The organism is Micromonospora sp. WMMB482 (assembly GCF_019038635.1).
In the GTDB taxonomy this organism is placed as follows: Bacteria; Actinomycetota; Actinomycetes; order Mycobacteriales; family Micromonosporaceae; genus Micromonospora; species Micromonospora marina.
The window spans coordinates 2,497,336-2,524,290 of record NZ_JAHOPD010000020.1; the positions used below are offsets into that span (position 1 = coordinate 2,497,336).

General features: G+C 71.9%; 24 protein-coding genes and 1 tRNA gene. 15 read left to right on the forward strand and 10 right to left on the reverse strand.

The features are described from left to right. Positions 1-332: 332 nt before the first annotated feature. The 3 genes from KSK32_RS12675 (at position 333) to KSK32_RS12685 (ending at position 1,953) form a co-directional block, all read left to right on the forward strand. Positions 333-1,214, forward strand: a complete 882-nt coding sequence (locus KSK32_RS12675) for a helix-turn-helix transcriptional regulator (protein ID WP_091415989.1) — start codon at positions 333-335, stop codon at positions 1,212-1,214. Further along, a complete protein-coding gene (locus tag KSK32_RS12680; protein WP_013283299.1) occupies positions 1,184-1,405 on the forward strand; it encodes a DUF397 domain-containing protein in 222 nt (73 codons plus the stop codon). Before KSK32_RS12675 ends, KSK32_RS12680 begins: the two co-directional genes overlap by 31 nt. A 149-nt stretch (positions 1,406-1,554) precedes the next feature. Further along, complete coding sequence (locus KSK32_RS12685) at positions 1,555-1,953, forward strand: hypothetical protein (protein ID WP_018785579.1); 399 nt, start codon at positions 1,555-1,557, stop codon at positions 1,951-1,953. Here the strand turns inward: KSK32_RS12685 and KSK32_RS12690 are convergent. From KSK32_RS12690 to KSK32_RS12705, 4 genes are all read right to left on the reverse strand, one after another. After that, complete coding sequence (locus KSK32_RS12690; protein ID WP_216931420.1) at positions 1,921-2,523, reverse strand: hypothetical protein; 603 nt, start codon at positions 2,521-2,523, stop codon at positions 1,921-1,923. The genes KSK32_RS12685 and KSK32_RS12690 overlap by 33 nt on opposite strands. Positions 2,524-2,613: 90 nt before the next feature. Then, positions 2,614-3,420, reverse strand: coding sequence for a WecB/TagA/CpsF family glycosyltransferase (locus KSK32_RS12695; protein WP_216931421.1), 807 nt, complete (start codon positions 3,418-3,420; stop codon positions 2,614-2,616). Continuing rightward, positions 3,417-4,526, reverse strand: coding sequence for an NAD-dependent epimerase/dehydratase family protein (locus tag KSK32_RS12700; RefSeq protein ID WP_175438584.1), 1,110 nt, complete (start codon positions 4,524-4,526; stop codon positions 3,417-3,419). The genes KSK32_RS12695 and KSK32_RS12700 overlap by 4 nt, the downstream gene beginning before the upstream one ends. 71 nt (positions 4,527-4,597) lie before the next feature. Next, a tRNA-Leu gene (locus tag KSK32_RS12705) sits at positions 4,598-4,683 on the reverse strand. Positions 4,684-4,892: 209 nt separating this feature from the next. Between KSK32_RS12705 and KSK32_RS12710 the strand changes: the two genes are divergently transcribed. The 7 genes from KSK32_RS12710 to pknB are packed head-to-tail and all read left to right on the forward strand — an operon-like array spanning position 4,893 to position 13,861. Further along, positions 4,893-5,681, forward strand: a complete 789-nt coding sequence (locus KSK32_RS12710; RefSeq protein WP_026267912.1) for a DUF3662 and FHA domain-containing protein — start codon at positions 4,893-4,895, stop codon at positions 5,679-5,681. Between the two features lie 6 nt (positions 5,682-5,687). After that, positions 5,688-6,173: an FHA domain-containing protein gene (locus KSK32_RS12715; protein WP_120572429.1), complete on the forward strand. Its 486-nt coding sequence runs from the start codon at positions 5,688-5,690 to the stop codon at positions 6,171-6,173. Next, positions 6,170-7,612 carry a PP2C family serine/threonine-protein phosphatase gene (locus KSK32_RS12720; protein WP_216931422.1) on the forward strand — a complete coding sequence of 481 codons (1,443 nt, stop codon included), beginning with the start codon at positions 6,170-6,172 and terminating at the stop codon, positions 7,610-7,612. The genes KSK32_RS12715 and KSK32_RS12720 overlap by 4 nt, the downstream gene beginning before the upstream one ends. A 28-nt stretch (positions 7,613-7,640) precedes the next feature. Next, positions 7,641-9,134, forward strand: a complete 1,494-nt coding sequence (locus tag KSK32_RS12725) for an FtsW/RodA/SpoVE family cell cycle protein (RefSeq protein WP_216931423.1) — start codon at positions 7,641-7,643, stop codon at positions 9,132-9,134. Beyond that, positions 9,131-10,639, forward strand: a complete 1,509-nt coding sequence (locus KSK32_RS12730) for a penicillin-binding protein 2 (protein WP_216931424.1) — start codon at positions 9,131-9,133, stop codon at positions 10,637-10,639. The genes KSK32_RS12725 and KSK32_RS12730 overlap by 4 nt, the downstream gene beginning before the upstream one ends. A 1-nt stretch (position 10,640) precedes the next feature. After that, positions 10,641-12,026 (forward strand): serine/threonine-protein kinase, encoded by a 1,386-nt coding sequence (locus KSK32_RS12735; RefSeq protein WP_216931425.1) that lies wholly within the window; start codon positions 10,641-10,643, stop codon positions 12,024-12,026. Continuing rightward, positions 12,023-13,861 carry a Stk1 family PASTA domain-containing Ser/Thr kinase gene (gene pknB, locus KSK32_RS12740; protein WP_216931426.1) on the forward strand — a complete coding sequence of 613 codons (1,839 nt, stop codon included), beginning with the start codon at positions 12,023-12,025 and terminating at the stop codon, positions 13,859-13,861. Before KSK32_RS12735 ends, pknB begins: the two co-directional genes overlap by 4 nt. Positions 13,862-14,050: 189 nt before the next feature. On the opposite strand, the gene KSK32_RS12745 is transcribed toward pknB, so the two are convergent. The 4 genes from KSK32_RS12745 to KSK32_RS12760 form a co-directional block, all read right to left on the reverse strand. Next, positions 14,051-14,701: an aminodeoxychorismate/anthranilate synthase component II gene (locus tag KSK32_RS12745; protein ID WP_013473363.1), complete on the reverse strand. Its 651-nt coding sequence runs from the start codon at positions 14,699-14,701 to the stop codon at positions 14,051-14,053. 5 nt (positions 14,702-14,706) lie between these two features. Next, complete coding sequence (locus KSK32_RS12750) at positions 14,707-14,979, reverse strand: hypothetical protein (RefSeq protein WP_216931427.1); 273 nt, start codon at positions 14,977-14,979, stop codon at positions 14,707-14,709. 3 nt (positions 14,980-14,982) lie between these two features. Further along, complete coding sequence (locus KSK32_RS34955) at positions 14,983-15,864, reverse strand: class E sortase (RefSeq protein WP_374226709.1); 882 nt, start codon at positions 15,862-15,864, stop codon at positions 14,983-14,985. 776 nt (positions 15,865-16,640) lie between these two features. Then, the gene (locus KSK32_RS12760) at positions 16,641-17,447 is read right to left on the reverse strand and encodes a DUF881 domain-containing protein (RefSeq protein ID WP_216931429.1); all 807 of its coding nucleotides are present in this window, start codon (positions 17,445-17,447) and stop codon (positions 16,641-16,643) included. Positions 17,448-17,677: 230 nt separating this feature from the next. On the opposite strand from KSK32_RS12760, the gene KSK32_RS12765 reads away from it, so the two are divergent. Together KSK32_RS12765 and KSK32_RS12770 are read left to right on the forward strand one after the other, a co-directional pair. Continuing rightward, the gene (locus KSK32_RS12765) at positions 17,678-17,941 is read left to right on the forward strand and encodes a cell division protein CrgA (protein ID WP_018785565.1); all 264 of its coding nucleotides are present in this window, start codon (positions 17,678-17,680) and stop codon (positions 17,939-17,941) included. Between the two features lie 179 nt (positions 17,942-18,120). Next, complete coding sequence (locus KSK32_RS12770) at positions 18,121-20,319, forward strand: (Fe-S)-binding protein (RefSeq protein WP_216931430.1); 2,199 nt, start codon at positions 18,121-18,123, stop codon at positions 20,317-20,319. A gap of 68 nt (positions 20,320-20,387) precedes the next feature. Here the strand turns inward: KSK32_RS12770 and KSK32_RS12775 are convergent, their stop codons facing one another. Beyond that, on the reverse strand, positions 20,388-21,065 hold the full coding sequence (locus tag KSK32_RS12775; RefSeq protein WP_254187035.1) for a GPP34 family phosphoprotein: 678 nt from the start codon (positions 21,063-21,065) through the stop codon (positions 20,388-20,390). A gap of 82 nt (positions 21,066-21,147) precedes the next feature. Between KSK32_RS12775 and KSK32_RS12780 the strand changes: the two genes are divergently transcribed. The 3 genes from KSK32_RS12780 (at position 21,148) to KSK32_RS12790 (ending at position 24,633) form a co-directional block, all read left to right on the forward strand. After that, positions 21,148-22,455 carry a hemolysin family protein gene (locus KSK32_RS12780; RefSeq protein ID WP_254187036.1) on the forward strand — a complete coding sequence of 436 codons (1,308 nt, stop codon included), beginning with the start codon at positions 21,148-21,150 and terminating at the stop codon, positions 22,453-22,455. Then, positions 22,448-23,452 (forward strand): hemolysin family protein, encoded by a 1,005-nt coding sequence (locus KSK32_RS12785; protein ID WP_216931432.1) that lies wholly within the window; start codon positions 22,448-22,450, stop codon positions 23,450-23,452. Before KSK32_RS12780 ends, KSK32_RS12785 begins: the two co-directional genes overlap by 8 nt. A gap of 170 nt (positions 23,453-23,622) precedes the next feature. After that, positions 23,623-24,633 (forward strand): C40 family peptidase, encoded by a 1,011-nt coding sequence (locus KSK32_RS12790; protein ID WP_289256560.1) that lies wholly within the window; start codon positions 23,623-23,625, stop codon positions 24,631-24,633. 72 nt (positions 24,634-24,705) lie between these two features. Here KSK32_RS12790 and KSK32_RS12795 read toward each other — a convergent pair whose 3' ends face one another. Further along, positions 24,706-26,739 (reverse strand): N-acetylmuramoyl-L-alanine amidase, encoded by a 2,034-nt coding sequence (locus KSK32_RS12795; protein WP_216931434.1) that lies wholly within the window; start codon positions 26,737-26,739, stop codon positions 24,706-24,708. Positions 26,740-26,955: the final 216 nt, after the last annotated feature.

The following is a 26,955-nucleotide window of genomic DNA, read 5'->3' on the forward strand; positions in this document are numbered from 1 at the left end:
AACACCGAAACTTGAAGCGTCAGGGATCGGAGCGGCACACTGGACGCCGGTTTCGCCCGTCGCGGCCGGTCGACGACCGGCACCACCCCCTGCCGCGAACGAACACCCGCCGCACGCCGGTCGCGCCCGCGGTGGGAGCGGACCCGGGGCGCGACCGACCGGAGGTAGCCGGGTGACTGTGAAGCGTGGTCCCGCAAGCCGACGGGTGGCACCGTGAGCGCGAGGAGTGAGCCGGTCCTGCGAGCCCCGCAGTCGCGAACCGAGGGGACGCCCGTGAGCGCGAGGAGTGAGCCGGTCCTGCGAGCCCCGCAGTCGCGAACTGAGGAGACTCCGTGAGCGAACGGCGCAGCCCCACCATCCGGCGGCGCCGGCTGGGGGCGGAACTCCGCCGGCAGCGGGAGGCGGCGGGCATCACCATCGAAGTCGTCGCCGAGCAGCTGGAGTGCTCGGCGTCCAAGATCTCCCGGATCGAGACCGGCCACACCACAGCGACCCCGCGCGACGTACGCGACATGCTCCGCATCTACGGGGTGGTCGGCGCGGAGAGCGACGAGCTGGTGCAGATCGCCCGGGAGGCCCGGCAGAAGGGCTGGTGGCATCCGTACAGCACGGTGCTCGTCGGCGCGTACGTCGGCCTGGAGGCGGCGGCCAGTTCCATCCGCGCGTACGAGCAGCAGGTGGTGCCGGGCCTGCTGGAGACCGAGGAGTACGCCGGCGCGATGATCCGGGCGGCCCGGCCGGACTTCACCGACGAACAGGTCGACACACGGGTGCGTGTCCGTCTGGGCCGTCAGTCGTTGTTGACGCAGGACGATCCGGTCGATCTGTGGGTGGTGCTCGATGAGGCGGTGCTGAGCCGGCCGGTTGGCGGCGACGTGGTGATGCGTGGCCAGCTCAAGCGGTTGGTGGAGGTGGCCGAACTGCCGAACGTGACAGTGCAGGTCCTGCCCTTCGAGGTGGGAGCGCACGCCGGCATGGACGGGACCTTCACGATCCTCAGCTTCCCCGAGCCGAGTGATCCCGATGTCGTGTACGCGGAGAACGCCACGGGTGGGCTCTTCCTGGAGAAGAGTGACGAACTGCAGAAGTACAGCTTCATCTTCGATCACATTCGAGCAGCGGCCATGCGTCCGGAGGAGTCCATCGCACACATCGCGAAACTGGCAGAGGAGCCACTGTGGAAATGGCGACCAAGGAGTTCCCCGTGGACCTGACGCAGGCGACGTGGTTCAAGAGCTCGAAGAGCGGGCCGAACTGCGACAACTGCGTCGAGGTCGCGTACGTGACCGGGGCGGTCGGAGTGCGGGACTCGAAGGACAAGACCGGCCCCGCTCTGGTCTTCGCTCCGGGCGACTGGCACGCCTTCGTCGCCCGCGCCCGGAACGGCGTGTTCGGCCGGAGCTGACCGGCACCGAGATGTGGTCCCGCCCGGCAGCGCCGCCGGGCGGGACCATTCGCGTCCGCGTGCCCGCGCCGCGGCGTGCACCCGTCGCCAGTTCCGGTCCGCCTCGTTGAACCGCACGGATCGGCAACCGAACAAGGCAGGCGAGACGGATGACGACGATCGGTTCAGAGAACCTCACCAGCGGCCCGGGCAAGCCCGAGCGGTTCGGTGGCAAGTACCGGGGTGCCCGCCGGGACACCGTCCTCACCGAGGTGGTCTCCGGTGACGGCGAGGACGCCCGCGAGGGTGGCGTTCCCGAGCAGGCCGCGGCGCCGCTGTCCCTGCCGTCGCTGGACCCCAACCCGCTGACCGAACCGTCCTTCCCGCCGAGCGGCTGGCCGGTCGAGCAGCAGGAGTCCCTGGTGGACCATCCGCTGCTGCGCGGCCTGCTGATGGAGCTGCCCCCGAAGGGCAGCGTGCCCCCGCCCGGCTGGCTGGACCGCTGGTTCGAGGCGACCCGCGCGATCCTGGAGCTGCTATACGTGCAGGGCGCGAGCCGGTCGCGCTGACACCGCCTCGGCGGCCGGCATCGCCCGCTCGGCGAGCCGGTTGTGCCGCAGCGCGTGGCGTACTCCGATCGCGCAAACGCCGAGCACCCCGACGGTGATCACCGGGCCGGCGACACCCGGCGCGGCGAACAGGTCGACGCCGACCGCCGGCAGCACCGCCACCAGCACCGCGATCGCCGTCGCCTGGAGCGGCAGCGCGATCAGCGGGTGCGCCGCCGCCGCGCGCAGTCCGTGCGGGGCGGGCGTGCCCGGCGCCGCCGCGAACGCGCCCGCGCCGGACCGGAGCCGCCGGACCCGCCGTACCGTGCAGGCCGCCACGACGGCCGCCGGCACCGCGGCGAGGCCGAGCGCGGCGGCGGCCCGGTCCACAGTGGTGTCCCCGGCGCTCTGCAGGCCCGCGGCGAGGACCGCCGCGGTGAGCGCGAGGCCGGTCAGCACCAGGACGGACAACCATCCGGTACGCCGGCGCAGCGCCCGGGCGCGGTCCAGCCCGGGCAGGCTCTCGGCGACCATTCCGGCGGCGAGCCAGACGGCGGCGACGGGAAGCAGCAGGGCGAGACGGTCATCCATGGCCCCTAGCCTTGCCCGTTTCGACGTCCGCCGAATCCGGGACGGCACCCCGGTTCGTCCCGTACCCGTGCCCGTAGGGGTGGGTGCTGCTCAGACGTCGAACGTGGCGGGACGCCCGGTGGCCGCCGCCGGCGGGGTGGCCTTCCACAGGCCGGTCTTCTGGGCCGCGAGCCGGGCCAGGTAGGCCGGGTTGAGGATGACGTACCGGCGCCACAGGCGCTTGGGCTCCAGGCCGAGCCGCCAGAACCACTCCAGTCCGGCGCGCTGCATCCACGGTGGCGGGTTGCGCAGCAGGCCGGCGTGGTAGTCGAAGGCCGCGCCGACAGCCATCAGCGGCATGTCCAGCAGCGGGCGCATCGCGTACGCGAAGACCTCCTGGCGCGGGCAGCCCAGCCCGACCAGGACGAGGCGGGCGCCGCTGGTCCGGATCCGGTCGGCGATCTCGGCGTCCTCGCCCGGCGCGACGGCGCGGAACTTGGACGGCTCGACGCCGGCGATCTTCAGCGCGGGGAACTTGCGCTCCAGCGCCGGGACCAGCCGGGACAGCGTCTCCTCGGTGGAGCCGTACAGGTAGACCGGCAGCCCTTCCTCGGCGAACCGGGCGAGCACGCGCAGGGTCAGCTCCGGCCCGTAGACACGGTCGGTGAGCCCGGCGCCGTGCAGCAGGTTGAGCGCCCAGCGCACCGGCTGCCCGTCGGGGGTGACCACGTCGAACGAGTTGAGCCGGGCGTTGTGCGCCGGGTCGAGCACGCCGGTCATGACGCCGTGCACGGCGAGCGCGGTGAGCGCCAGCGGGCGGCGCTCGTGCGCGGCCGCCACCACGGCCTCGGTGGCCCGTGCGTAGTCGGTGGCGTCGACGCCGACGCCGAGCACGTTGCGCTTGGTCCCGGTGGTCATGCCTTCGGCACCCACTTGTCGACGTTGGCCTCGTAGATCTCGCGGAGGATCATCGGCACGTCGTACGTGATCTTCCAGGACGGGTAGTGCTCCTCGAACCGGGCCATGCTGCTGACGTACCACTGGTGGTCGCCGGTGCGGGCCTGCTCGACGTAGTTGATCCGGGCCTCCCGGCCGGTGATCTCCTGGGCGATCCGGAACGCCTCGATGTGCGAGGTGTTGGAGTGCCGGCCGCCGCCGAGGTTGTAGACCTGCGCCGAGCGCGGCTCGCGGAAGAACGCCTCGAACGCGGTCAGCACGTCGTGCGAGTGGATCGCGTCCCGGACCATCTTCCCCTTGTAGCCGAAGAGGTTGTACGTCCGGCCCTCCATCACGCAGCGCATCAGGTACGCCAGGAAGCCGTGCAGCTCGGCGGCGGAGTGCGCCGGGCCGGTCAGCGTGCCACCCCGGAAGCAGGCGGTCCGCATGTCGAAGTAGCGGCCGTACTCCTGGACCATCACGTCGGAGGCGACCTTCGAGGCGCCGAAGATCGAGTGCAACGACTCGTCGATCGACATGTCCTCGGTGATGCCGTCGTACCAGCGGTGGTCCTCGGGCAGCTCGTACCGGGTCTCCAGCTCGATCAGCGGGAGCGAGTTCGGCCGGTCGCCGTACACCTTGTTCGTGGAACAGTGGATGAACGGCGCGTCGATCGCGTGCCGCCGGGTGTTCTCGAGCACGTTGAGCGTGCCGCCGGCGTTCACGTCGAAGTCGGTGAACGGCTCCTTGGCGGCCCAGTCGTGGCTCGGCTGGGCGGCGCTGTGGATCACCACGGCGATGTCCTTGCCGTACCGCTTGAAGACCTGCTCCAGCCCGTCGCGGTCGCGGATGTCGACGGCGTGGTGGGTGTACGCGGAGCCGAGGTCGGCGGCGAGCCGGTCCAGGCTCCAGGCGGTGGAGCCGTCCTCGCCGAAGAAGTACCGCCGCATGTCGTTGTCGATGCCGACCACGTCGAGACCGAGTCCGGCGAAGTGCCGGGCCGCCTCGGAGCCGATCAGACCGCCGGAACCGGTCACCAACGCGACAGTCACACGCCACTCCTGGTCCGTGGGAGGCAGGGAAACCATCGGAGCATAGCGTGACGTCCGGAACGCCCCGATACGAAGCAAGGGCCCCGCTGTGTGCGGAGCCCTCGTCCTGGTGGGGATGGGGGGAGTTGAACCCCCACGTCCTTTCGGACACACGGACCTGAACCGTGCGCGTCTGCCATTCCGCCACATCCCCGTGGCACGACCCGGAACACCATATCGCATCCCGCGCCCGCCATCTGCGGCGGGTGCCGGGACATATTACGCTGTCCACTGGTCACGCCACGAACGATCACCGTTCGTGGCGGGCGAAACTTTAGCACGTCCGCGGGCCTGGTCACGAACGGGCCGACGGCAGCCGGCCGAGCGGCGTGTGAGCTGCGGAGGCGGTGTCCGGATACCATCATTGCCTCGGGACCCGAGGAGGAGCCGGTGAGCGTGCTGCAACGCTTCGAGAAGCGTCTGGAAGGCCTGGTCGAGGGGGCCTTCGCCAAGGTCTTCAAAGGGGTGGTCCACCCCGTGGAGATCCTCAACGCCATGCAGCGGGAGGCCGAGGCGCACAAGGCGATCCTGGCCGGTGGGCGCACCCTGGTGCCCAACCGCTACGTGATCGATCTCTCGCCCTACGACCACAGTCGGCTGGCGCCGTACGCCGCCGCGCTGGCCCAGGAGCTGGCCCAGTCGCAGGCGGAGTTCATCGGCGAGCAGGCGTGGACGGTCTACGGCGACGTGATCGTCGAGGTCGAACGCGGTGAGGGCCTGGACACCGGCATGTTCCGGGTCACCGCCGAGGTCTACACCGGCGGGGACGTCGCCCCGGTCTCCGCGCCCGGCGGTTACGACGCCGGCCCGGCGTACCCGGCGTACGACCAGGGTGGCGGCTACGGCCCCCCGCCCGGACACGGCGGCGGCCGCAACGTCCGCCTGGTCTCCGGCGACGGCCGCACCTACCCGCTCCAGATGGGCTCGACCGTGATCGGCCGCGGCGACCAGGCCAACCTGCGCCTGCCCGACGTCGGCATCTCCCGGCGCCACGCCCGGCTGGACTTCGACGGCGGCCAGGTGGTGCTGACCGACCTGGGCTCCACCAACGGCACGATGGTCAACGGCCAGCGTGTCTCGGCGGTCGCCCTCAACCCCGGCGACATGATCCAGCTCGGCACCACGACGCTGACCTTCCGCGTGGACGGCTGATCCGCGTTGCCGGAACTCGTCATCACCGTCGCCCGGTTCGGGTTCCTGATCCTGCTGTGGATCTTCGTGTTCACGGTGGTCGGCGTGATCCGCCGGGACCTCTTCGCCGGCGCCCGGTCGGGCCGGCTCGTGGCCGCGCCGCGGGGGATCGGCGCGTCGACCGGGCAGCCGGGGAAGCCGGCGAAGGCCAAGCGCGGCCGGGCCGCCCACCAGCTGGTGGTCACCGCCGGTCAGCTCGCCGGCACCCGGATCACGCTCGGAGAGGCCCAGATCACCATCGGCCGGGCGGAGGACTCGACCCTGGTGATCACCGACGACTACGCGTCGGCGCGACACGCCCGGCTGGTGCCCCGTGAAGGGCAGTGGTACGTCGAGGACCTCGGATCGACTAACGGCACCTATCTCGATCGCGCTAAGGTCACCGGACCAACCCCCGTCCCCCTCGGCGTGCCGATCCGGATCGGCCGCACTTCCCTCGAATTACGGCCATGACTCTGACCCTGCGCTACGCGGCCCACAGCGACCGCGGTCTGATCCGAGACGGCAACCAGGATTCCGTCTACGCCGGACCGCGGCTGCTCGCCGTGGCCGACGGCATGGGCGGCATGGCCGCCGGTGACGTCGCCAGCAACATCGTCATCGGTGCCATGGCGCCCCTCGACGAGGACGTCCCCGGTGACGCCCTGGTCGACGCGCTCCGCTCCGCCGTGGGCACCGCCAACCAGCAGCTCCGCGACACCGTGGACGCCAACCCGCAGCTGGAGGGGATGGGCACGACGCTCACCGCGACCCTCTTCTCCGGCAGCAAGCTCGGCATGGTCCACATCGGTGACTCCCGGGCCTATCTCCTGCGCAACGGCGAGTTCGCGCAGATCACCAAGGACGACACGTACGTCCAGATGCTCGTCGACGAGGGCCGGATCAGCGCGGAGGAGGCGAGCAGCCACCCCCAGCGCTCGCTGCTCACCCGGGCACTCGACGGCCGCGACATCGACCCGGAGTACAGCGTCCGCCAGGTGCTGCCCGGCGACCGCTACCTGATCTGTTCCGACGGGCTCTCCGGCGTGGTCAGCGCGGAGACGATCGCGGACACCCTGCGGGAGTACCCCGACCCGCAGCGGTGCGTGGAACGCCTGGTGCAGCTCGCGCTGCGCGGCGGCGGCCCGGACAACATCACCGTGATCATCGCGGACGCCACCGACCAGGACATCGTCGAGGCGTCCCCGATCGTCGGCGGCGCGGCCGCCCGCGACCGGGGCATGGCGACCTCGGCCGACGACTCCACCCCGGCGGCCCGCGCCTCGGCGCTGTCCGCCCCCCGGCCACCCGCGCCGGAGGAGCCGGTGGACACCCGCGACGACGAGCCCGAGCGGCGTCGCCGCCGGCCGCTGCGTACCGTCGCGATGGTGCTGGCGCTCGCGGTGATCGTCGGCGGTGGCGTGTTCGGCGGCTGGACGTACACCCAGCGGCAGTACTACGTCGGCGCCACCGACGACGGCCAGCTCGCGGTCTTCCGCGGGGTGCCCGGCCAGGTCGCCGGGCTGGACCTGTCGAACGTGCACGCGCGCAGCGACGCCCGGCTCGACGACCTCACCCTCGCCGCCCAGGAGCGGGTGAAGCAGGGCATCCAGGCCCGCAACGAGCCGGACGCGGAGCGCCGGCTGGCGGAGCTGACCAGCGAGGATCCGGCGAACCCGAACCTCAAGCCGCTCTGCCCGCCCGACCCGTCGCCCGGTGTGACCAGCCCGACCCCGGTGGCGACGACGGGCGCGCTGAACCCGCAAATCAGCGGCAGCCCGGTACCGTCCACGCCGCCCGCCGGCTCACCGACCCCCGGCGCGCCGTCGCCGACGTCGACCATCACGCCCGACGCCGTACCCTCCGACACCGTTCCGCCGGCCGACCCGGCGGGTTGCCGGTCGCCGGAGTGAGTGCCGGCTCGATCCCGAGGACGTATCCGTGACCGCAGCCGCCGTACCGGCCGCCTCGCCCGCTTCGACGGGCGAGCAGTCCGGCGTACGCCTGGCCCGGTCCCGGCGCAACGCCGAGCTGTCCCTGCTCCTGCTCGCCATGGTGCTCGTGGCGGCGTACGCGGCGATGGTCGAGGCGAAGGCGCTGGACACGATCACGCCCGACTTCTGGATCCCGGCCGCCGCGCTGGGGCTGGTCTTCCTCGGCCTGCACCTGGTGATCCGCTGGCTGGCGCCGTACGCCGATCCGGCGCTGCTGCCGGCGGTGGCGCTGCTCAACGGCATCGGCGTCGGCTTCCTGCGGCGGTACGACCTGGCCAAGGCCACGCCCGCCGAACGGGAGGACCTGGCCATCTTCGCCGGTACCGGCGGACGGCAACTCGCCTGGACGCTGGCCGCCGTGGTGCTCGCCGCCGGGCTGCTGGCGGTCATGCGAGACCACCGTTCGCTGTCCCGGTACGCGTACACCCTGGGCCTGGCCGGCATCGTTCTGGTGATGATCCCGGCGATGCTGCCGTCGCGGTTCTCCGAGATCAACGGCGCCAAGCTCTGGATCATCGTGCCCGGGCTGGGGCAGATCCAGCCGGGTGAGTTCGCGAAGCTGGCACTGCTCACGTTCTTCGCCTACTACCTGGTGCGCAAGCGCGAGGTGCTGTCGCTCGCCAGCCGGCGGGTGCTCGGCATCGACTTCCCGCGCGGGCGCGACCTCGGCCCGGTGCTCGTGGTGTGGATCGTCAGCCTCCTGGTCCTGATCTTCGAGAAGGATCTGGGCACCTCGCTGCTGTACTTCGGCATGTTCGTGGTGACGCTCTACATCGCCACCGAACGGGTCAGCTGGCTGCTGATCGGCTTGATCCTGTTCTTCGGCGGTGCCTACCTGGCCTACGTTCTGGGCAGCACCGTGGGTGGCCCGTTCGCCAACTTCTACGACCGGGCGCAGATCTGGCTGGACCCGTTCGCCGAGCCGTACGACAGGGGCTACCAGCTGGTGCAGGGCCTGCTCACGCTCGGCACCGGCGGCCTGTTCGGGGCCGGGCCGGGCGGCGGTCAGCCGACGCTGCTGCCCGAGGTGCAGACCGACTTCATCTTCGCCGGCATCGGTGAGGAGATCGGACTGTTCGGTCTCTCCGCGCTGCTGGTGATCTACCTGCTGATCGTGGAGCGGGGCCTGCGCGCCGCGCTGGCGGTGCGGGACTCGTTCGGCAAGCTGCTCGCCGGCGGTCTGGCGTTCACGCTGGGCCTCCAGGTCTTCGTCATCGTCGGCGGCATCAGCAAGCTCATCCCGCTGACCGGTCAGACCACCCCGTTCCTGTCCGCCGGTGGCTCCTCGCTGATGGCGAACTGGCTGCTGATCGCGGTGCTGCTGCGGGTCTCCGACGGCGCCCGCCGTCCGGTGACCGGCGGTGGTGGCCCGGCGGCCCGGCCCGCCGGCGGCCCGCCCGAGCAGTTGCACGGCGCCCCGACGGAGGTGATCCGACCGTGAACGCCCCCCTGCGCCGCGTCGGCGTGGTCGTGATCGTCCTGTTCGGTCTCCTGTTCGCGAACCTGAACTGGATCCAGGCCTACAAGGCCGACGAGTACCGCAACAGCGACTACAACGGCCGCGTCCAGGTCGCCGAGTACGACCGCAAGCGCGGCAACATCGAGGTCGGCGGCACCGCGTACGCGCTCAGCAAGGAGACCGGCGGTGAGCTGAAGTACCAGCGCACCTACCCGGGTGGGGCGATGTACGCGCACGTGCTCGGCTGGAAGCCGGTCAACGGCAGCGCGAGCGGCATCGAGCGGGTGGAGAACGACTTCCTGGCCGGCACCAGCGACGCGCTCATCGCCAGCCGGATCAAGGACATGTTCACCGGTGACGAGACCGGCGGCGGCAACGTGCTGCTGACGCTGTCCAAGGGTGCCCAGCAGACGGCGTACAAGCAGCTCAACGACAACCAGGTCGGCGCGACCAAGGGCGCGGCCATCGCGATCGACCCGCGTACCGGCGCGGTGCAGGCGCTGGTCTCCATGCCGAGCTTCGACCCGAACCCGCTGGCGAGTCACGACAGCACCGAGGCGGACCGGGCGTACAACGCGCTGGAGAAGGACAAGGACCGGCCGCTGGCGAACCGGGCACTGTCCGAGACGCTGCCGCCGGGCTCCACCTTCAAGATCATCATGGCCGCGGCGGCGCTGGAGAACGGCGTCGGGCAGCAGACCCGCATCCCGGCCGGTTCCAGCTACACCGCGCCCGGCGCCGGTCAGCCGATCCGCAACGCCGCGCCGTCGATCTGCCCCGAGTCGCAGGTGACGCTGCGCGAGGCGGTGACCGAGTCCTGCAACACCGGCTTCGCTCAGCTCGGCGTACGCCTCGGCTCCGACAAGGTCAAGGAGAAGGCGAAGCAGTTCGGCTTCGAGCAGGAGGACCTCACCGTCGGCCAGCTCGGCGAGGGCGGCCTGCCGGTGGCGGCCAGCCGCACCGGCGACATGCAGAACCCGGACGGCAGCACCGACCAGGCCGCGCTGGCGCAGTCGTCGATCGGCCAGAACAACGTGCGGATGACCCCGTTGCAGGGCGCGATGATCGCCGCCGCTGTGGCCAACAAGGACGGCAAGCAGATGCGTCCCTACCTCGTCAAGCAGCTGCTCGGGCCGGACCGCACCACCGTCTACGACGCCGCCCAGCCGCGCGAGCTGCGCCGCCCGATCAGCGGCCAGGTCGCCGCCGACCTGCGCGACATGATGCAGAACGTGGTCAAGGAGGGCACCGGCCGCCGGGCCGCCGTCGACGGCTTCGTGGTCGGCGGCAAGACCGGCACCGCCCAGTCCGGCCCGAACACCCCGGACCACGGCTGGTTCATCGGTTTCGCCCTGGACAAGGACGGCACGCCGCTCTCCGCGGTCTGCGTCGAGCTGGAGCAGGCGGGCAGCGGCGGCAGCGCCGAGGCGGCCCGCATCGCCGGCCGGATCATGGCGGCGGCGATCGCCGACTCCGGGAGGCGCTGACGTGCTCGGTCCGGGAGTCAAGCTCGGCAACCGCTACCGCCTCGACGAGCGGATCGCCAGCGGTGGCATGGGCGACGTGTGGCGCGGCACCGACCAGGTGCTGGGCCGTACCGTCGCGGTCAAGAGCCTGCTCCCGGCGCTGCTGGACGAACCGGGCTTCGCCGAGCGGTTCCGCGGCGAGGCCCGGACGATGGCCACCATCAACCACCCTGGCGTGGTCGACGTCTACGACTTCGGCAGCGACCAGCACATCGCGTTCCTGGTGATGGAGTACGTCGAGGGCGACGCGCTCTCCGCCACGCTCAGCCGCGTCGGCCGGCTGACCCCGGCGCGCACGATGGCGCTGCTGGCGCAGGCCGCCGACGCGTTGCACGCGGCGCACGAGAAGGGCATCGTGCACCGCGACGTGAAGCCCGGCAACCTGCTGGTCCGGCCGAACGGCACGCTCGTGCTCACCGACTTCGGCATCGCCCGCTCGGACCTGGTCGGCCAGCTCACCGCCGCCGGCTCGGTGCTCGGTACCGCCTCGTACATCTCGCCGGAGCAGGCCACCGGCGCTGTCGCCACCCCCGCCTCGGACGTCTACGCGCTGGGCGTGGTCGCGTACCAGTGCCTGGCCGGCCGCCGTCCGTTCGAAGGGGACAACCCCCTTGAAATCGCCATGAAGCACGTACGGGACACCCCCCGGCCGCTTCCGGCCGACATCCCGCCGCAGGTCCGGGCGATCGTCGATCGGGCCATGGCGAAGGATCCGGCCGCCCGCTGGCCGAGCGCCGCCGCGCTGGCGAGCATCGCCCGGCAGGCCAAGCTCGCGCTCTCCCAGGCGGCCCGCTCCGGGCGCCCGATCTCCGGCGTACCCGCCTCGCCGGCCGCGCCCGTCGCGCGGGCGCAGGTGCCGACCGCCGCTCCGCGTCCGCAGTCACCGGCCGCCGCTCCGCGTCCGCAGCCCCGGCCGCCCGTGTCGCCGGCCCGCCCGCCGGTCGCCGCACCGCGCCCGGCCGTGATCGCGCACCCCGCCCCGCAGCCCCGCCCACCGGTGGCGCCGCGCGGCGCGGCCCCCGTCCCGCAGCCACGCCCCGTGCCCCAGCACAACCCCCTGGGGTACGCGCGACCGCCCGCCGCCGCTCCGCCCCGGCGCTCCCGGTCCGGGCTGTGGACGACGGCGATCGTGGTGGCCGTACTGGTCATCCTCTGCTCGGGCGTGATTTCGTTCCTGTACCGGAAATACGGTGATACCGCAGCCGCTCCGGCGAGTGTGAGCGTGACCTCCGGCGCGGTGCGGGCGTACGGAGGCGACTATCCGGTCCGCACGTCGTACCGTCGTGAGGTACGCCTCCTGCCGGCCGGCGGCGGTACGACGACGAGCGAAGGACGAGAGACGCGATGACAGCGCAGGCCCGCCTGCTCGGTGGCAGGTATCAGGTCGGCGAGCTGCTGGGCTACGGCGGCATGGCCGAGGTGCACCGCGGCCGTGACCTCCGGCTCGGGCGGGATGTCGCGATCAAGATGCTCCGTGCCGATCTGGCCCGGGATGCCACCTTCCAGATGCGGTTCCGCCGTGAGGCGCAGAACGCCGCCTCCCTCAACCACCCGGCCATCGTCGCCGTCTACGACACCGGTGAGGAGACCGGCCCCACGGGCGAGACCCTGCCGTTCATCGTCATGGAGTTCGTCAACGGCCGGACCCTCAAGGAGGTCCTCGGCGTCGAGGGGCGGCTCCAGCCGCGGCGGGCGCTGGAGATCTGCGCCGACATGTGCGCGGCGCTGGAGTTCAGTCACCGGCACGGGATCATCCACCGGGACATCAAGCCCGGAAACGTGATGCTCACCCAGACCGGCCAGGTCAAGGTGATGGACTTCGGCATCGCTCGGGCGCTGGCCAGCGGCGCCACCACGATGACGCAGACCAGCGCGGTCATCGGCACCGCACAATACCTCTCTCCCGAGCAGGCGCGCGGCGAGGCGGTCGACGCCCGCTCCGACGTCTACGCGGCCGGCTGCGTGCTGTTCGAGCTGCTCTGCGGCCACCCGCCGTTCGTCGGGGACAGCCCGGTCAGCGTCGCGTACCAGCACGTCCGGGAGCAGCCGCCGACGCCGAGCACGATCAACCCGGACGTCAACCCGGCTGTCGACGCCATCGTGCTCAAGGCGCTGTCGAAGAACCCGCTCAACCGCTACCAGAGCGCCGGTGAGATGCGGGCGGACCTGCTCCGCGCCGCCGCCGGGCGGCCGGTGCTCGCCACCCCGGTGATGCCGGCTGAGGAGACCATGCCGATGGGCGCCGCCGCGGGCGGCTACCACCAGGCGCAGCAGACCCAGATGATGGGCCCGCAGACCCGCCAGCAGCCGGTGGCGCGGGTCGGTGATGCGGGCAAGCGCAAGAGCTCGTCATTTGTCATCGCCGCGTTCGCCACGCTCGGCGTGCTCGCGGTGATCGCGCTCGGCACCGCGCTCTGGCTCAACCAGGCCGGCAACGAGAAGGTGTCGGTGCCGCAGTTGGTGGGCCGTACGCAGGCCGAGGCGCAGGCGGCACTCACCCAGGCCGGGCTGCGGTTCACCTCCGGCGACCCGGTGCAGAACACCACGTGCCAGAAGGGCTCGGTGGTCGACCAGAGCCCGTCCTTCGGCCAGCGGGTGGAGAAGAACACCGAGGTCACCGTCAACGTCTGCACCGGCCCGGGTCAGGTGAACATCCCCACCGGCCTGAAGGGCAGCACCGTGAGTGCCGCGCAGACGCGCCTGCGCGAGCAGAATCTCGTTCCCGTGGTGGAGGAAGTGAACGACAGCGCGCCGAAGGACCAGGTCGTCGACGTCTCGCCGAAGGAAGGCAGCCCGGTCGCCGAGGGCAGCAAGGTGACGCTCAAGGTCTCCAAGGGCAACGTCAGCGAGGTGCCGAACGTCCGCGGCTACACCGAGGACCAGGCGACGCAGCGGCTCAAGGAGGCCGGCTACGTGGTCCGGGTCCAGGAGGGCGACGAGGTCGACCCGGCCGAGGCGGGCAAGGTGAGCAGCCAGTCGCCGTCCGCCGGGACCAGTCTGGCCAAGGGCGAGCGGGTGACCATCCGGGTCGACGTGCCGCGTGAGGAGGAGGAGCCGACCAGCCCGACACCGAGCGCCACCCCCAGCACGTCCCCGAGCACACCGGGCAACGGTGGCGGCGGCAACGGTGGCGGCAGCGGCTTCCCGTTCCCGACCATCGCGCCGACCCGTACCGACCGCTGACCACCACCTGACGCACGACGCGGCGGCGTCCCCGACCCCGGGGCCGCCGCCGCGCCCGCATCTCCGCCCCCGCTTCTCCCGTTGACCATGAAGTTGGCGGCACCGGGCGCCCGATTTGTCCCCGCCAACTTCATGATCGACGGAGAAGGGGCGGGCGGGACCGCGCGGGGGTGGGGCGGGAAGCGGGGGTCAGGCTGGGGAGAAGGCAGCCTGGCGGCGGGCGTCGACCTCGGCGGCCAGTTCCGGGGCGCGCTCCAGCGCCGCCGGGAAGCCGCATGCGGCCAGCCAGTTCGCCAGCATCAGGTGACCACCCTCGGTCAGCACCGACTCGGGGTGGAACTGCACGCCCTCGATCGGCAGCGTGCGGTGCCGCATCGCCATCACCACGCCGGAGGCGGTCCGGCCGGTGACCTCCAGCTCGTCCGGAAGCGTCTCGGGCAGTACGGCGAGCGAGTGGTAGCGGGTGGCGGTGAACGGGTCGGGCAGCCCGGCGAGCACACCCACGCCGTCGTGGCGTACCTCCGAGGTCTTGCCGTGCAGCAGTTCCGGCGCGCGGGCCACAGTCGCGCCGAACGCCTCGCCGATCGCCTGGTGACCGAGGCAGACGCCGAAGATCGGGAGCTTGCCGGCGTACTCGCGGATCACGTCCAGGCAGATGCCGGCCCGGTCCGGGCTGCCGGGACCGGGCGACAGCAGGACACCGGCGGCGCCGGCGCGGCCCACCTCGGCGACGTCGATCTCGTCGTTGCGCCGCACCTCGCAGTCGGCGCCGAGCTGGCCCAGGTACTGCACGAGGTTGAAGACGAACGAGTCGTAGTTGTCGATCACCAGTACGCGCATCGGTGTCACCTGTTCGGGGTGGAGGGTGGGGCGTTGTTCGTCTCGGTGCTGTACGGCAGTTCCTCCTCGCCGGGCAGCCCGGTCGGTTCGTTGATCCCACCGTCACCCGGTACGCCGGAGGGCTGGGTGACCTGCACGTCGTCGAAGGGCAGCAGCGGTTCGGCCCACGGGAAGACCACGAACCAGAGCAGCGCGACGGTGGCGGTGGCCAGCATCAGCGAGCCGATCAGCTTGCCGGGCAGCCCGAACGGCAGTTTCCGCCAGATCCACGAGTACACGGTTCACGTCTCCAGTTCGGCCGGGCGGCCCGCCGACTTGGCCTGGACGTTGTCCAGCCGGGCATGGATGATCAGCCGCTCGTAGTTGTCGAACTTCGGGTTGCAGGTGGTGAGCGTGAGCAGCTTCTCGGTGGGTTTCCGGCCCGGCTTGCCCGGCACCGGCGCGACCACCTCGACCTGGGACGGCTTGACGATCCGCTGCTGGTAGACCCGGTAGACGAGCCACTCGGTCCTGGTCTCGACCACGATGGCGTCGCCGGACTTCATCTCGTCCAGCCGCCAGAACGTGGAGCGGATCCGGTGGCCGGCGACGGAGAAGTTGCCCACCTCGCCGGGCATGGCGCTGTCCGGATAGCGGCCCGGGGCGTACCGGATGTCCTCCGGGCTGACCCCCTCGACCACGACCCAGTGCTTGTCGAACTTGGGGATGTAGAGGCCGGCGACCGGCCTCCCCTCGGCCGGTGGCTTCGGCTTCACCGTGGGAGCGGTGGTCGGGCCGACGGTCGGGTCCGCGGCCGCGCTCCACTCCTGGGCGAGCTGGCTGTTCAGGTCGTCCTGGTGGGCCTCGACGATGACCGCCTTGCCCCAGATCTCGTACCCGGCGAAGAGGAGCACCACCAGCCCGAAGGTGATCAGCAGTTCGCCGGTGCCTCGCACGACGGTGCGCAGCCGGGAGCCGGCGGTCGGACGGGTCAGCTCGGAGTAGACGCTGCGGTATCCCTCGCCGGTCTGCTCGGGCCGCAACTGCACCACCCGCTCGCCGCGCCGGGGACGAGGCGGCTCGGCGGGCGGCTCCGCGCCGCCGTCGCCGGTGTCCGGCGCCGGGGGGACCGCGCCCATCAGCCCGGTGGCGTCCATCCGGGGGTCCGCGGGTGGACGGTTCACGGGGGGCAGCACCGCTGTCGCTCCCGGGTCGACCGGAGGCGTCCGGTCCGCGCCGGTCGGCCCGCCGCGAGAGGGTACGCCGGGCGGCCGTCCCTCACCCCCCGCTGGGCGGCGACCGTCCTCCGGCGGGCGTCCGCCGGTCTCCCACGGGCGGGCGCCGGTCTGCGGTGGCTGTCCGCCGCGGCCTCCACGCTCGGGCGGGATCGCCCCTCCGGTGGAATGGCGGACGGGGTTCTGCTGCGCCGCCGGCCCGTACGGTCCCGGTCGCGGGGGACGCTCACCCGGCGGGGGTGGGACGTCGCCGGGCGCGGCGGGGCGCATCCCGGGGGCGGAACCACCCCGGTGCGCCGGTCCGTGGTGCGCGGGGCCGTGGTCCGCCGGGCCGTGGTGTGCGGGGCCGTGGTGCGCCGGGCCGGCCGGGTGGGGCGTACCCCTGGGGGGAAGCTCGCTCGCCGGCGGGCGGAACCGGGGGCCGGCCTCGGCGCGGGAGGTGCCGGTCGGCTGGTGCGCCTGACTGCCCGGCCACGCCGGCGGCGGAGCGACGGGCGGCTGGGCGGTCCGTGGCTGGGCGGTCCGTGGCGGGGCGGAAGGCGGCGGGACGGGCGGCCCGTTGTCCGGGCCGCGTCGGGCCGGGGAGGTGTGGGCCGGACCGGCGTCGGGCCACGGCAGGTCGAGCGGGGGTGGCGACGCCGGGGCCGGACGCTCGACCCGGGGGAGGAACGCTGTCGGCTCTTCCCGGCGGTCGTGGCCGGTGCGTTCCCGGGGGTCGCCGCCGGTCACCTGGGCACCGTCGCCGACTGCAACGCGGTGGAGTCCTCGAACGCCGGCACGGTGACTGTGGAGACGCGCTCGACGTATCCGAGTTGGTAGTGGTCGGCCACTTCCTTGAACACCCGCACTCCCTCAGAGGCGGCGAGCGCCCGCTGGAGCTCCGCGGGATCGCCGATTGCCACGATCTTGAAAGGAGGGGAGTACACCCGGCCGTGCAGCAGCAGGGTGTTACCGACGCAGCGTACCGCGCTGGTGCTCAGCACGCGGACGTTCATGATTGACATGGCCTCCGCGCCGCCGGCCCAGAGCGCGTTGACGACCGCCTGGACGTCGCCCTGGTGCACCACCAGGTCGTCGTTGCTGGCGCCCTTCGGCAGCGGCTGGTCGGGCCGGCGGTCGGCGTCGTTCAGCTCGACCGTCACGCCGCTGCCGGTGAGCGCGGTGAACCCGGCGCCCTGCCGGCTGGCGGCGGCCCGGTCCCGCTGGGTCTTGATCGGCCCGTCGGCGCCGGCGAGCGCTTCGGTCTGCTCCTCCACCTCGGCGCGGAGCCGGGCGGCCTTCGCCTCGCTGGCGGCGACCTCCTCGCGGCGGTCCTCGATCAGCTGGGTGAGCTGGGGTCGCCGGTCCTCGCGCAGGGAGGTGCCGCCCGCGGTGGTGGCGGTGGTGGTGAACAGCAGGCCGGCCGCAGCGGCGATCAGAGGTACGCCGACGGACCAGCCGGGGCGGCGCTGGCGGGCGCGCCGGGGCAGCAGGGCGGCTGCCGCGCGGCGGAGGGCCTTCTGCCAGGAGGCGGCGCCGGACGTGTACTCCACCGGGCGTTCCCTTTCCCGTCGTCTCGTTCCGGCCCGCGCCGGTGCGATCCGACCTGCTCGACCCGGAAAGTCCGCTCTTTCCGGTTACTGAGTGCACCGGCCTGGCCCCATTCATGGCCTGGACGGTCCGTCGGGACTACGCTAGCTGTCGAACATTATTGGCCATGGACCGTCGCCCTCGCGCCCGGTTGTCAGGCCGGACGAGGTCGTACCCCCCTCTGGAGAGCGTCGTGCCCAAGTCTCAGGTCCGCAAGAAGAAGGTGTACACCCCGCCGACGGACGTGCGTCCGACGGCGACGGCGTCGACGCGCAAGCCTAGCCCGATCTGGCTGCCCGTCACCGCGGTCACGCTGATCGTGGTGGGCATCGGCTGGCTGGTGCTCTACTACCTGTCCGAGCAGGCGTACCCGGTCGCCAGCTGGGGTTACTGGAACCTCGCCGTGGGCTTCGGCGCGATGGTCTCGTCGCTGATCCTGCTCTCCCGCTGGCGCTGATCCGGCGCTGCCCCGCCCCGGCGTAGGTCACGCCACGCCGCCCCTGCCCGGCGCTTCGACGCCGCTGCACCTAAGGTGTGCGCAGGGCGGCGTGGCCTGGTGCGAGAAGACTCACGTTACTGCTGGGTAACCTTGCGCGTAGGCTGCACGGACAAGCAGCAGACCGGGAGGCCAACTCGATGGGCAGCGTCCAGATCGTCACCACGATCCTCGCGGCCGCCATCACCGCCGTGGCGGTGTGGCTTGCGGTGCGCGCGGTCATGAAGATGACAGCCGTCATCCGGCTCGGCCAGCCCGCGCCGGAGCGCTTCGGCGACAAGGGCGCGCGTACGAAGACGATGCTGGTGGAGACCGCCGGTCACACCCGCATGTTGAAGTGGAGCGTGGTCGGCGCCGCCCACTGGTTCGTGATGGTCGGCTTCGTCGTGCTGTCGCTGCTGGTGCTGGAGGCTTACTTCGAGGTGGTCTCGACCGGCGGCGGGCTGCCGATCATCGGGCACTGGACGATCTTCGGTCTGGTCACCGAGTGGATCGGCATCCTCGGCCTGGTCGGCATCCTGGTTCTGATGGCGATCCGCCTGCGCAACCGGCCCGGCCGCGCGGAGAACCGCTCCCGGTTCACCGGCTCGACCATGTGGCAGGGCTACTTCGTCGAGTGGGTCGTCCTTCTGGTCCTGATCTTCGGGTTCGTGATCCGCGGCTTCAAGGTCGCCACCGACCACTTCGAGTACCCGGTCTGGGCCGCCCCGCTCAGCCACGCGGTCGGCTCGGTCCTCCCGAGCTGGGAGGCGGGCGTCAGCGTCGCCGCGCTCATCAAGATCGCCATCTCGATGACCTGGCTCATCGTGATCTCGCTGAACGTCACCATGGGTGTGGCCTGGCACCGCTTCCTGGCCTTCCCGAACATCTTCTTCAAGCGCGACCCGCAGAAGCCGGCCGGCTCCGGCATGGGCCCGCTGCGCCCGATGACCAGCGAGGGCAAGCCGCTGGACTTCGAGGAGGCCGACCCGGAGAAGGACCAGTTCGGCGTCGCCCAGGTCGAGCAGTTCAGCTGGAAGGGCCTGCTCGACTTCAGCACCTGCACCGAGTGCGGTCGCTGCCAGTCGCAGTGCCCGGCCTGGAACACCGGCAAGCCGCTGTCGCCGAAGCTGCTGGTGCTGAGCCTGCGCGACCACGCGTACGCCAAGGCGCCGTACCTGCTGGCCGGTGGCGGCAAGGACCTGACCGGCGAGGAGAAGGCCACCGAGGCGCAGCTCGCCCACATGGACGTGCTGGCCCTGGCCGAGGCGGACCGGCCGCTGATCGGCACCGCCGAGGAGGGCGGCGTCATCGACCCGGACGTGCTCTGGTCCTGCACCACCTGCGGCGCCTGCGTCGAGCAGTGCCCGGTCGACATCGAGCACGTGGACCACATCGTCGACATGCGCCGCTACCAGGTGCTGATCGAGTCGAGCTTCCCGTCCGAGGCCGGCGTCATGCTCCGCAACCTGGAGAACAAGGGCAACCCGTGGGGCGCCCCGCAGAACACCCGCGAGGACTGGACCAAGGGCCTCGGGTTCGAGGTGCCGCGCGTCGGCGAGGTCGAGGACTTCGAGTACCTGTTCTGGGTCGGCTGCGCCGGCGCGTTCGAGGACCGGGCCAAGAAGACCACCCGGGCGGTCGCCACGCTGCTCAACGAGGCGGGCGTCAAGTTCGCCATCCTCGGTGAGGGCGAGACCTGCTCCGGCGACCCGGCGCGCCGGATCGGCAACGAGTTCGTCTTCCAGATGCTGGCCCAGCAGAACGTCGAGACGCTCAACGAGGCGTTCGAGGGCCGGGAGAAGAGCAAGCGCAAGATCGTCGCCACCTGCCCGCACTGCTTCAACACCCTGGGCAACGAGTACGGCCAGCTCGGCGGCGAGTTCGAGGTCGTGCACCACACCCAGTTGCTGGCCCACCTGGTCAGCGCCGGCAAGCTCACCCCGGTGCAGCCGGTCGACGGCGGCGTGACCTACCACGACCCGTGCTACCTGGGCCGGCACAACCGGATCTTCGCGGCCCCGCGCGAGGTGCTCGGCGATTCGATCCAGGGCGAGCTGACCGAGATGCCGCGTAACAGCGAGCGCTCCTTCTGCTGCGGCGCCGGCGGTGCCCGGATGTGGATGGAGGAGAAGATCGGCAAGCGGATCAACGTGGACCGGGTCGAGGAGGCCATGTCCACCGGGGCGAAGACCATCGCGGTCGGCTGCCCGTTCTGCTCGACGATGCTCAACGACGGCGTGAACGGCAAGGGCGCGGGCGAGGACGTCGAGGTGGTCGACGTGGCGAGCGTGCTGCTGCGCTCGGTCAAGCCCGAGGCGCCGGCCGGTGAGCCGGAGGTCGCTCCGGCCGCGAGCTGAGGCGTACACCCGGCAAGGAGCAGGACCACGACAGCGGCGGCACCCATGCGGTGCCGCCGCCGTCGCGTTCAGCTGGTCGTGGTGGTCATGACGGCGGCGCTCGTCCCGGCCGTCATCGCGACCATCAGCGCGGCCTGCATCTCCTCGATCGCCTTCTTGACGGCGGCCGACGCCCAGTCACCGGCGGCGATCTCGTCGATGCGCGCCTTGACCCGCTCCTTGGGCAGGTGGCGGAAGATCTTGCGGTCCAGGCCGACCGCGCGGGTCAGCGTGAGCAGCGCCGCGGTCCGGGCGTCGACCGGGCCGTCGCCGGTGAGCGCGGCCGCCATCCGCTCCCGGGCGGCGGTCTCCACCGCCGGCTCCGCGCCGGTCGGTGAGGGATAGCGGGTACGCGGGAAGACCAGCAGCACCCGGTCGGACTCCCGGCGCAGCACCCCGGCGTCGACGAGCCCGCCGAGCACCCGGTCCGGCAGGTTCTTGGCGAGCTTGCCGATCCAGTTCTTCGGCTTGCGCGGGCGGCCGGATCCCACAGTCGCCAGCGCCTCGTCCAGCAGCGGTACGCCGGTAGGGGTGGGGTCGGTGACCACGAGCCGCTTGTCCGCCACCTCCACCCGGCCGGCCAGTGCGAGTTCCAGCAGCACCGCCCCGGCGAGGCCGTAGTCCAGGTGCGGGCGGCCGAGCCGGTCGGTGCCGTCGTCGTCGTAGGCCAGCAGGACCAGTTCATCGGTGAGCAACAGACCGTCCATGCGCACCACGCTACGGGGGGTCCGCCGTCGGCGCCCGCGTGCCACAATCACGCGCATCGACGGCCTTCTGCTTCTGACGCTGTTGCCCCTGGTCGGTTTCGTGCTGCTGACCGCCGGCAACGCCTTCTTCGTCGCGGCCGAGTTCGCCCTGGTCACCGTCGATCGGGCGGAGATCGGCAGGCGGGCCGACGACGGGGACGGCCGGGCCGCCACGGTGCGTCGCGCGCTGCGCGAACTGTCGTTCCAGCTCTCCGGCGCGCAGCTCGGCATCACGCTCACCGCGTTGCTCACCGGCTACCTGGCCGAGCCCGCCCTGGCTCGGATCTTCGCGCCGCTGCTGCATCCGCTCGGCGGCGCGGAACGCTTCTCCGGCCTGCTCGCGCTGGCCCTGGCCACGCTCATCTCGATGCTCTTCGGCGAGCTGGTGCCGAAGAACCTCGCGCTGGCCCGCCCGATGCCTGCGGCGCTCGCCACCGCCGCGCCGATGCGGGCCTTCTCCCGCGCCTTCGGCTGGCTGATCCGGCTGCTGAACGAGTCAGCGAACCGGCTGGTGCGCCGCCTCGGCGTGGAACCGCAGGAGGAATTGGCGAGTGCCCGCTCCCCGGAGGAACTGGGGCTGCTCGCGGCCATCTCGGCCCGGGCCGGCGCGCTGCCGCCGGACACCGCGATGCTGCTGCGCCGCACCATCCGCTTCGGCGAGAAGCGGGCCGCCGAGGCGATGACGCCCCGGGTGGACGTGACCGCGTTGCGTGCCACCACGACCGTGGCCGAGTTGCTGGAGACGTCCCGGCGGACCGGCCGCACCCGGTTCCCGGTCTACGAGGAGACGCTCGACCTGGTCACCGGCGTCGCCGGGGTGCCCGACGCGCTGGGTGTGCCGCTGGCCCGCCGGGCCGCCACCACAGTCGCCGCCGTGGCCCGGGAACCGGTGTACGTCCCGGAGAGCCTGAACCTCAACGGGGTGCTGGCCGCGCTCAAGGCCGCCGGGGCGGACCTGGCGATCGTGGTGGACGAGTACGGCGGCACCGACGGCGTGGTGACCGTGGAGGATCTGGTCGAGGAGCTGGTCGGGGAGATCGCGGACGAGTTCGACCCGGACGCGGTGGACGGCTTCGGTCCGGTGGAGCTCACGGTGCCCGGCGGCGAGCGGACCGTCCTGACCGACGGTGTGCTGCGCGCCGACGAGCTGGTCGAGCAGACCGGGTTCCGGCTGCCCGACGGGCCGTACGAGACGCTCGGCGGGTTCCTCATGGCGCGGCTCGGCCACATCCCGGTGCCGGGCGAGACGGTCGACGAGGCCGGGTACGAGTTCACAGTGGTGGAGGTCGACCGGCACCGGATCGAGCAGGTGCGGGTGGTACGCCCCGAGGAGCCCGGCGACGGTGCCTGACCTACTCGTCGCCCTGGTGCTGCTGCTCGGCAACGCGTTCTTCGTGGGCAGCGAGTTCGCGCTCATCGCCTCCCGCCGTACGGTGATCGAACCGCTGGCGGTGACGTCGAAGCGGGCCCGCTGGGCGCTCGCGGCGATGAACCAGATCCCGCTGATGATCGCCGGGGCGCAGCTCGGCATCACCGTCTGCTCGCTCGGCCTCGGCGCGATCGCCGAACCGGCGCTGGCTCACCTGCTGGAGGTGCCGTTCGCCGCGCTGGGGCTGCCCGCCTCGGCGGTGCACCCGGTGTCGTTCGTCGTCGCGCTGGCAGTTGTGGTGTTCCTGCACACGGTGGTCGGCGAGATGGTGCCGAAGAACATCACGCTCGCCGGTCCGGAGCCGTCGGCGCTCTGGCTCGGCCCGGCGATGCTGGCGTTCTGCCTGGCCACCAAGCCGTTGCTGCTGGCGATGAAGTGGGCGTCCCGGCAGGTGCTGCGGTGGTGGCGGGTGGAGGCGACCGACGCGGTGAAGACCGTGTTCACCGCCGAGGAACTGGCCGGGCTGGTCTCCCAGGCGCGTACCGAAGGGCTGCTGGACGCCGAGGAGCACGCCCGGATCACCGGCGCGCTGGCCCTGCACAGCCGTACCGCGGCGGACGCGCTGCAGCCCTGGTCCACTGTCACCACAGTGGCCGAGGACGTCTCACCGGCGTCGCTGGAGGTGCTGGCGACCCGTACCGGCCGGTCGCGCTTCCCGGTGGTGCAGCGGGCCACCCGCCGGGTGCTCGGGTTCGTGCACGTCAAGGACGTGCTCGGGTACGCCGGGGCGAGCCGCCGGGCGCCGGTGCCGGCCGGGATCTACCGGCCGCTGGCCGTGGTGCCGCCGGACCGTACGCTCGCCGATCTGCTGCTCGCGATGCGCCGCGAACGTCGCCACATGGTGCTGGTCAGCGACGGACGCCGGCCGATGGGTGTGGTCACGCTCGACGACGTATTGACAGCCATCGTCGGGAGGTGAATTGAATACCCTTGGTGTGCAACCGATTGCGGATACGTGATTGAACAAACGGTCGCCTTGATTCCACCGGACGCCTTCCCTAATGTGAGGCACCGACCGCTGTGGGTCGTCTGCCTCGACCTTCCCTCTCGCGAGGCGCCCGGCGGTCGGTTGCAAAGGAGTCCGTGCCGGTGGCAACCACGCCCCCTCAACGTCACGCCCCGAGCGCTCCACCCGGCCGGCCCGCCGGGTTCCGACGGGTGGTACGCCGTCTGGTCACCCTGGTCGCGGCCGCCGCGGTCGGCGCCGGGATGCTGACGGCCCCGGCGCACGCGGCGCCGTCGGTGGACGAGATCGACGCGCAGATCGACAAGCAGTGGGAGCAGCTCGAACCCACCATCGAGCAGTTCAACAAGGTCCGCTCGCAGCTTCGCGCCAACCAGAAGAAGTCCAAGGCGCTGAAGGACAAGATGGTGCCGCTGGAGCTGGCCTCCACGCTCGCCATGAACAAGGTCGGCGACATCGCTGCCCGGTACTACATCCAGGGCCCGTCGCAGGAGCTGGGCGCGCTGCTGGTGAACACCAAGCCGGGCACGCTGGCCGAGCAGCTGGTCATGCTGGACCGGATCGCCGACGACCAGCGCCGCCAGATCGCCGGTGTGCTCAAGGTGCGCGACGAGTACAACAGGCAGAAGGAGAAGCTCGACGCGCTGATCGCGCTGGAGATCAAGCAGCAGAACGATCTCGCGGCGAAGAAGAAGCAGATCGACTCGGAGATCAAGCGGCTGACCGCCATGCTCCCGGTGACCTCGATCCGCCCGGCGGGCTGCCCCAAGATCGACGGTGTGGTGAGCAGCGCCGCGCGGACCGCCATCAAGACGGCGTGCGCCCAGGTCGGTGACCCGTACGTGTGGGGCGCCACCGGCCCGAACTCGTTCGACTGCTCCGGCCTCACCCAGTACGCGTACAAGGCGGCGGGCATCTCGCTCACCCACTTCACCGGCGCCCAGTGGAACGAGGGCCGCCGGGTCTCCCGCTCCGAGGCACGCCCAGGTGACCTGGTGTTCTTCGGCTCCGACCTGCATCACGTCGGGCTCTATCTCGGCGACGGGGTGATGGTGCACGCGCCACGTACCGGTAAGCCGGTCCAGGTGTCGAGCATCAACACCCAGCCGCTCGCCGGCTTCGTCCGGGTCAGCTGACACAGCCGCTGCCGTCGCCGAAGGCCCCCGGTCCGTCACGGACCGGGGGCCTTCGGCGTGTGCGGTGGCGGGTCAGCGCGGCGCGCCGACCGGGGACGGCAGGACCAGCACGTCGTCCAGGTTCACGAACATGATCCGGTGACCGAACTGGACCTGCACGTAGCGGTTCTTGCCGCGGACCACGGTCCGGTCACCCGGGGCCGAACCGTCGAACGAGACCGCCCGGTAGTACTCGCCGGGCAGCACCCCGCCGACCGCGTACCGCTGGCCGGCGGCCAACGTGTACTGAAGCGGCGAGATGGTCTGGTACGGGATGGTGTCCGGGTAGGCGGCCTGCTCCGGGTAGGCCCGGCCGTACACCGGGATGGTGGCCCTGCCGGGCCGCGGCGTCACCACGAAGCCGGTGGCCCACTTCGCCGTCGGCGCGGAGGCCGGGTTGAGGAACCACGCCTTCTGGCCGAGGTACCAGATCGCCGTCCAGTCACCCTGCCGGCCGGCGAGCGCGTACGTCTGACCGGCGGAGGCGCGGGCGCCGTGGTCGGAGACGTACATGGTGTCCGGCGTGCCGTCCGGGCGCAGCCCGAGGTCGTTGACGAGCGGGGCGTCCGGGCTCGGCGCGGTCCGCAGGATGACCGACGAGGAGCCGCGCGACGGGCACGGCTGCGCCGGCGGGGTGGGCGTCGGGACGCCCGGCGGCTGCTGGTTGCAGCCGAGGAACGCCGGCCGGTTGGTGGCGAAGTCCGGGTCGATCGTGACCAGGCCGGTGCGGGGCGTGCCGGTGCTGCGGAACGGCGCCTTCATCAGGTCGAAGTAGTGCGACCAGTCCCAGTACGGGCCCGGATCCCAGTGCATGCCGCGCACCGTGGCGGCGGTGGTGCCGGGCACGTTGTCGTGGCCGATGATGTGGTGCCGGTCCATCGGGATGCCGAACTTCAGCGCCAGGTGGCGCACCAGCTTGGCGGAGGTCCGGTACATCGCCTCGGTGTACCAGGTGCCCTGACCGGCGAAGCCCTCGTGCTCCAGGCCGATGGACTTCGCGTTGACGTACCAGTTGCCGGCGTGCCAGCCCACGTCCTTGGTCTTGACGTGCTGGGCGATGTAGCCGTCCGCCGAGCGCAGCGTGTAGTGCCAGCCCAGGTAGTCGGCCCGCTTCACCAGGTCGACGCTCGGGCCGAAGTAGCCCTCGGTGTCGTGGATGACGATGTACTCGATCCTCTGCTGCTTCGGCCGGTCGGCCAGGTCGTGGTTACCGTAGTCGCCCGGGTCGTCGCTGAGCTGCTCGTAGGGCGCGGGGATCCACTCGCAGGCCAGCCGGACCGGGCACTCCAGCCCGTCCGGCCGCTGCGCGTGGCGCAGGCCCAGGCGGGCCAGCCGGGACCGGTCCGGCTTCGCGGCGGTCGCGGCGAGCGTGACCCGCTGGCCGTCGTCGGTGGTCCGGCTGGCGCCCTGGCTGAGCTGGTCGTAGACCTCGTCGGCGAAGGCCGCCGCGGCGTCGGAGGTGTCCGCGCCGGAGTACCGGGCCACCGCGCCGTACCAGGCCGCCGGGTCGGTGCCGGCGCCGACCGGCCCACCCAGAGCCTTCTGGTACGACGCCAGCAGCGCCGCGCCACCGCGGATGTTCGCGGCCGGGTCGGTCCGCAGCGTCCGCGCGTCGAGCCCGGTGAGCGCGGCGGCGGCGTCGAGCGTCTGGAGCGAGGCGGGCGGCAGCGGGGTCTCCCGCTTCGGCGCGGCGGCGGTGGCGGGATCGAGCGTGAGCGGGCGGGCGTCGTCGCCGCGCGGATCCTCGTCCTCGTCGACGTGGGCGCTGCCCGGCGTGGCGAGGATGTGCGCGGCGTCGGTCAGGTGCATCGGGCCGTAGCCGCCGCTGGTGCTGGGCTGCCCGACGTGGGTGTCCCAGCGGGACTCCAGATAGGAGACGCCGAGCAGCACGTTCTGCGGCACGCCGTACTCGGCCGCGGCGGCGGCGTACTGTCGCTGCCGGTCGCTCGCGGGCGCGGACGTGTCCGGCGCGGCGGTCACCGGTCCGGTCGTTGCCAGCGCGGTGGCGGCCGCCACGGCGGCGGCGAGCAGTATCCGTCTGCCCGACGGCGGGGCGGAGAGGTGCATCGAACCTCCTGGACAGGGATGGGGGTCACTGCGTTTCCACCCTCACTCCGCAGCCCCGCGAGGGTCAATACCTTTCCAGTGGATAATCAAGCTTGAAAGAAAACTTCACCGCTGCCGGGGGTGTGGCCCCGGATCGCGTACGGAGTGTCACGCCGCTGGAAGTTGCGGATCGATAACGGTGGTCCCTACTCTGGGGAATCGTCGGCCGCACGTCTC